Consider the following 5,459-nt stretch of genomic DNA (forward strand, 5'->3'; position numbering starts at 1 on the left):
TCACATGACCACCATCACCGGGAGGCGGCTCGGAGTCGCCGCAGTCGGAGGTGGGATTGGTGTGGGTGATGAGGCCGAGCCGGTAGGGGAGCTGCGAGTAGTCCATGCCGTCAGAGGACGGGTTCCGACCCTGGTAGAGGTACTCCATGTTGCACGGGTCGATCTCCATGGTCTGGTCCGGGTTGGTGCGGACCATCTCGCCGTGGCTGATGTCGTTGGTCCACTGGCCGCCGGGGAAGGAGACGTTGTTGGATCGGGCGAACGGATTGGACTCGGTGTCGGCCAAGGGGGTCCACTCGTTGCCCAGCGCGTCGAGGCTGTCCGCGGTCCAGGACCGGAAGTAGCGGTTGCCGTCGGAGCCGATGGCCTCGATGATGAGGAGGTACTCGCCGGTGTCGCCGACCTTGTAGAGGTTGAGCGCCTCGAACAGGCTGTTGTCGCCGGGCGAGTCGAACAGCACCTGGGTGTTGCCGAACCCGTTGGGGAACTGCTCGACCGTGGTCTCCATGCGGAAGAAGGTCTGGTTCGAGTTGCTGAAGTACATGTAGCAGTTCACGTCGTCGCAGGTGATCCAGTAGTCGACCACGTAACTGGAGTTCTGGTCCACGATCGGGTCGTGGGCGTTCACGAAGTTCTGCGCCGGCGAGGCGGACTCGGGTGCTCCGGGGTGGTCGAGCGTGGAGAACGAGGGCAGACCGGTCTGGTAGACCAGGTACCACTGGTCGTCGGGTTCGAAGTAGAACACCTGCGGCGCGGCGCGGTAGCCGGTGCCGATCGCCGTGGTCGTGAGGTGGTGCTGCGGGGCCTGCCCGGCCTGGGACCAGTCGGAGAAGCCGCCGGAGTAGGTCAGGGACCAGCCGCCGTTCGTGTCGGCGGTGGTGGCGTACACATGGTACTGGCCGTCGACGTAGACCACCGACGGATCCTTGATGGACACCAGGTCCCGGTCCGGGGCGGTCTGCTGCGGGGCCATGAGCTCGCCGGAGGACTCCCATTGGAAGGTCGACGGCAGCGGGTCGGCCTGTGCCGGGGAGGAGGAGGCGGCGAGGGTGCCGGCGACGAGCGCGGCTGCGAACGCGGTCGCCAGCCAGGCGATCCGCGGTCTGGTTCTGATCGGTTTCATAGTGGGCCTTTCCGGTAGCGGCCGCGCGGTCTGTTACCGCTCACAGGACCGCGAGCCTTCGAAAATTTCCGTCACTCCGCCGAAAATACGGAGTCGTGGAAACAGGATAACCAAAGACTTCATGGTATGTAAATGGGTCGATGTATAGCGCTCTCCGGGCCGCGCAGGCGACCGCCGGCCGCGGCCCCGCGCGCCTCAGGCTCCCGGAAGCGGGGCGGTGCTGCCGCGCACGACCAGTTCGGTGGAGACCTCGACGCGCCGACGTTGGAGGGCCTCGCCTCGAGCGAGGGTGAGGACCATGTCGGTGGCGGCCGCCGCCATCTCCCGCAGCGGCTGGCGGACGGTCGTGAGCGGGGGAATGCTCCACTGGGACATGGGCAGGTCGTCGTAGCCGACCACGCTCAGGTCCTCGGGTATGCGCAGGCCGGCCTCGGCCGCGGCGTGGTACACGCCCAGCGCCTCGCCGTCGTTGCCGGTGACGATCGCGGTGGGCGGGTCGCTCAATCGCAGCATTTCCCGGGTGCGGTCGCGGCCGTCGGTGATCTGGTAGTCGCCGGAGCGCACCAGCGCAGGGTCGACCGGGACCCCGGCCAGATCCATCGCGGCCCGGTATCCGTCGAATCGGGCGCGGGCCGAGAGCACATGCCCCGGCCCCGTTATCGCCGCGATCCGGCGGTGGCCGAGCCCCAGCAGGTGGCGGGTGGCGGTGAGCCCGCCGTTCCAGTTGTTGGCGCCCACGATCGCCGACTCGGTCTCGGGGTCGCCGGCGGGGTCGACGAGCACGATGGGTATGTCGCGGCTGCGGAGCTGCTCGCGCTGGTCGGGGTCGAGCTCGGTGAACACCGCGATGACGCCGGTGGGCCGGCGGGCCAGGACGTCCTCGACCCAACCGCGTCCGGGGACGTGGTGGCCCTCGAGTTCGGAGACGACCACCCCGAGGCGGTGCCGGCGCGCCGCCTCCGCGACGCCGTTGATGATCTCGATCCCGTACAGGCCCCGCAGCTCGTGGAAGACGACGTCCACCAGCGGGGACGCCTTGACCTGTCGTTTCCGGCGCCGGTAGCCGTAGCGCCGGATGATGCCCTCGACCAGTTCGCTAGTCTCCGGGGCCACATTGTCGCGGCCGTTGACGACCTTGGAGACCGTCGCGATGGAGACGCCCGCGTGATCGGCGATCTGCGCGATGGTGAACGGCCTGCCGCCCGGATCGTCCTGGGCTGAGTCGCTCTCGTTGGCCGAAGTCATTGAGGGATCTTAACGTTTCAAGCGCCGATCGTTGCGCTCGGCGGCAGTCCGATTCTCGGGCCCACTTGACGAGGCATCGAGCGATATCTATAGTTTGACCTACGTAACTTTCTGAAGTCAAATCGAAATTTTCACAGATCCCTGATCCAAGCGCGGGCGGCATCCGCGATGCCCTCGATCGCACCGTCCGCAGAGTCATCGAGACCAAGGGAGAAGAATGAGGATGAGAGCGATAACATGGCGTAGTCGCGCCGTGATGACGATCGGCGCAGCCCTCACGCTGCTGCTGGCCGTCCTCATCGTGACGCCCGGCCAGGGCCGGGCCCAGACGTCACTGAACGTGGACCTGTCCTCCGACGCCGGGCCCTCGAACGGCGTCGGCCTCGGATTCCTGTACGGCTTCACCGGGGACGGCTCGCAACCGTCCGACGAACTCCTCGAACCGCTCCGCATGAACGCCTTCCGAGCCGGAGGGCACATGACGCGCGGCTGGATCGAGGACGGCTACCAGTACGGACCGGCCACGCAGACCATCATCGACTCGATCGTCGACCAGGCCGAGCGCTTCACCGCCGAACCCTACGAGGCCCAGTACCAGGTCATCTTGAGCGACGTCTACGGCGCCTTCGGAGGGCAGGGCTCCGACACGATGTACCCCTGCGACAACGGCGACTGCTCGAACTGGGCCGACTTCGTCTCCACAGTGGCCGCCACGCTCCGGGACACCGGGATGCCGATGTCGTACGACATCTGGAACGAGCCCGACATCGAGATCTTCTGGACCCGCGGGGTCAACAGCGATCAGTACTTCCAGATGTGGGACACAGCGGTCCGCGAGATCCGGCGCGTCGACCCCGACGCGGTCATCCTCGGCCCGTCGTTCGCCTACACCCCGGAGCGCCGCCCCGAGCAGTGGCAGACCTGGCTGCAGCACACCAGGGACGCCGACACCCTCCCCGACTGGATCGCCAACCACACCCTGGGCGTGATCGACGACCCGGTCAGCGTCGGCCAGTCCACCCTCGACGCCCTCGCCGACAATGGCATCCCGCCGCTCCCGATGTCGGCCAACGAGTACCAGCCGGCCGACATGCAGGAGGCCAACGTGCTGGCCTGGTACCTCGCCCGATTCGCCCAGTCCGACTACGACAACGCGCTGCGCGGCAACTGGCTCTGCTGCCTGACGCCCAACCTCACCGGACTCCTGACCGACTCGCAGCAGCCGACCGGGCTGTACTGGACCATGCGCGCCTACGCGGACATGACCGGCACGCTGGTCGACACCTCCGAGCAGGTGGGCGACACCGCGATCTCCGCGGCCAAGGACCCCGACAACGAGCGGGCCGTGGCCATCATCGGCGACATCGGCGGCTACACCGGCTCCGGGTCGGTCACCTTCGACGGGCTGTCCTCGACGCCCTGGCTCGAGAGCGACGGGAACGTCCATGTCACCGTCGAGCGGATGCCGGAGCAGGCGCCGCTGGCCGGACCGCAGGTCGTCTACGAACAGGACGTCAGCGTCTCGGGCGGCTCGATCACGGTGCCGCTGGACTTCCAGCAGCCGAACGACGCCTACGCCGTCTACCTGACCCCCGGCGGCCAGTCCGGCGACGAGTCCGGCGAGGTCTTCGCGACCGGAGCGGGCAAGTGCCTGGACGTGCCGGACTCCTCGACCGCGAACGGCACGCAGCTGCAGATCTGGGACTGCCACGGCGGGGCCAACCAGCAGTGGACCTACACCGACGCCGGTGAGCTCAGCGTGTACTCCGGCGGCTCCCGCAAGTGCCTGGACGCCGAAGGCGGCGGCACGGGCAACGGGACCGCCGCGATCATCTGGGACTGCCACGGCGGCACCAACCAGCAGTGGACCTACTCCGGCGGCACCTTCACAGGAGTCCAGTCCGGACTGTGCCTGGACGCCGAGGAGGCCGGGACCGCCAACGGCACCCAGGTGATCCTCTGGGCCTGCAACGGCGGCTCCAACCAGCAATGGACCCTTCGATGACCCAGTACCCGACAGAGAAAGGATTCGCAATGATCCACAGTCCACGCAGACGGCGACGCGTCTGGTCGGCGGTCGCGGCAGTCGCCACGGCCGGCCTGGCCGCGACGACCGCGCTCGTGATGTCCTCCGGGACCGCCCAAGCCGCCGAGACGCTCGGCGCCTCGGCGGCCGAGAGCGGCCGGTACTTCGGCGCCGCCGTCGTCCCGAACCTCCTCAACGACGGGACCTACTCGTCCGCGCTCGACGGCGACTTCAACAGCGTCGTCGCCGAGAACGCGATGAAGTGGGACGCCACGGAGCCGAACCCGGGCCAGTTCAACTTCAGCGGCGGCGACCAGATCGTCGACTACGCCCAGGCCCGCGGCATGGAAGTCCGCGGCCACACGCTGGTCTGGCACGCCCAGCAACCCGGCTGGGTCCAGAACCTGACCGGGAACGACCTGCGGCAGGCGATGCTGGGCCACATCGACGGCGTCGCCGGCCACTGGGCCGGGGACATCGAGTCCTGGGACGTGGTCAACGAGGCGTTCGAGTGGGACGGCAGCCGCCGCCAGTCGAACCTCCAGCAGCAGCTCGGCGACGGCTGGATCGAGGAGGCATTCCGGGCCGCCCGGGACGCCGACCCGAACGCCAAGCTCTGCTACAACGACTTCAGCACCGACGGACTCAACCCCAAGAGCGACGGCATCTACGACATGGTCGCGGACTTCAAGGCCCGCGGCGTGCCGATCGACTGCGTCGGCTTCCAGTCGCACCTCGGCTCCAACTCGGACCTGAGTACCTACCAGGCCAACCTCCAGCGCTTCGCCGACCTCGGCGTGGACGTGGAGATCACCGAGCTCGACGTCGGCGGCTCCGGAGGCGCCCAGGCCAATGTGTACCGCCAGGTCACCGAGGCGTGCATGGCGGTCTCCCGGTGCACCGGCATCACGACCTGGGGCATCACCGACGCGCACTCCTGGCGCGGCGACGAGACGCCGCTGCTCTTCGACGGGAACTACCAGAAGAAGGACGCCTACTACGCCGTCCTCGACGCGCTGAACGACGGCGACTCCGAGCCGCCTCCCGGTGATGGTGGTCATGTGA

At 68.0% G+C, this 5,459-nt stretch carries 4 protein-coding genes; 2 read left to right on the top strand and 2 right to left on the bottom strand.

Features of this window, described 5'->3' with window-relative positions; translation table 11 throughout:
- Both JFB92_RS24695 and JFB92_RS24700 read right to left on the bottom strand, forming a co-directional pair.
- Positions 1-1,123: glycoside hydrolase family 62 protein (locus JFB92_RS24695; RefSeq protein WP_199044582.1), on the bottom strand; the 1,123-nt coding region annotated here is incomplete at its 3' end.
- Between the two features lie 195 nt (positions 1,124-1,318).
- Positions 1,319-2,368 (bottom strand): LacI family DNA-binding transcriptional regulator, encoded by a 1,050-nt coding sequence (locus tag JFB92_RS24700; protein ID WP_199044584.1) that lies wholly within the window; start codon positions 2,366-2,368, stop codon positions 1,319-1,321.
- A gap of 256 nt (positions 2,369-2,624) precedes the next feature.
- On the opposite strand from JFB92_RS24700, the gene JFB92_RS24705 reads away from it, so the two are divergent.
- Complete coding sequence (locus tag JFB92_RS24705; RefSeq protein WP_199044586.1) at positions 2,625-4,373, top strand: RICIN domain-containing protein; 1,749 nt, start codon at positions 2,625-2,627, stop codon at positions 4,371-4,373.
- Between the two features lie 29 nt (positions 4,374-4,402).
- A partial coding sequence (locus JFB92_RS24710) for an endo-1,4-beta-xylanase (protein WP_199044588.1) occupies positions 4,403-5,459 on the top strand: 1,057 nt, incomplete at its 3' end.

It is taken from the genome of Glycomyces salinus (assembly GCF_016428645.1).
In the GTDB taxonomy this organism is placed as follows: domain Bacteria; phylum Actinomycetota; class Actinomycetes; order Mycobacteriales; family Micromonosporaceae; genus Glycomyces; species Glycomyces salinus.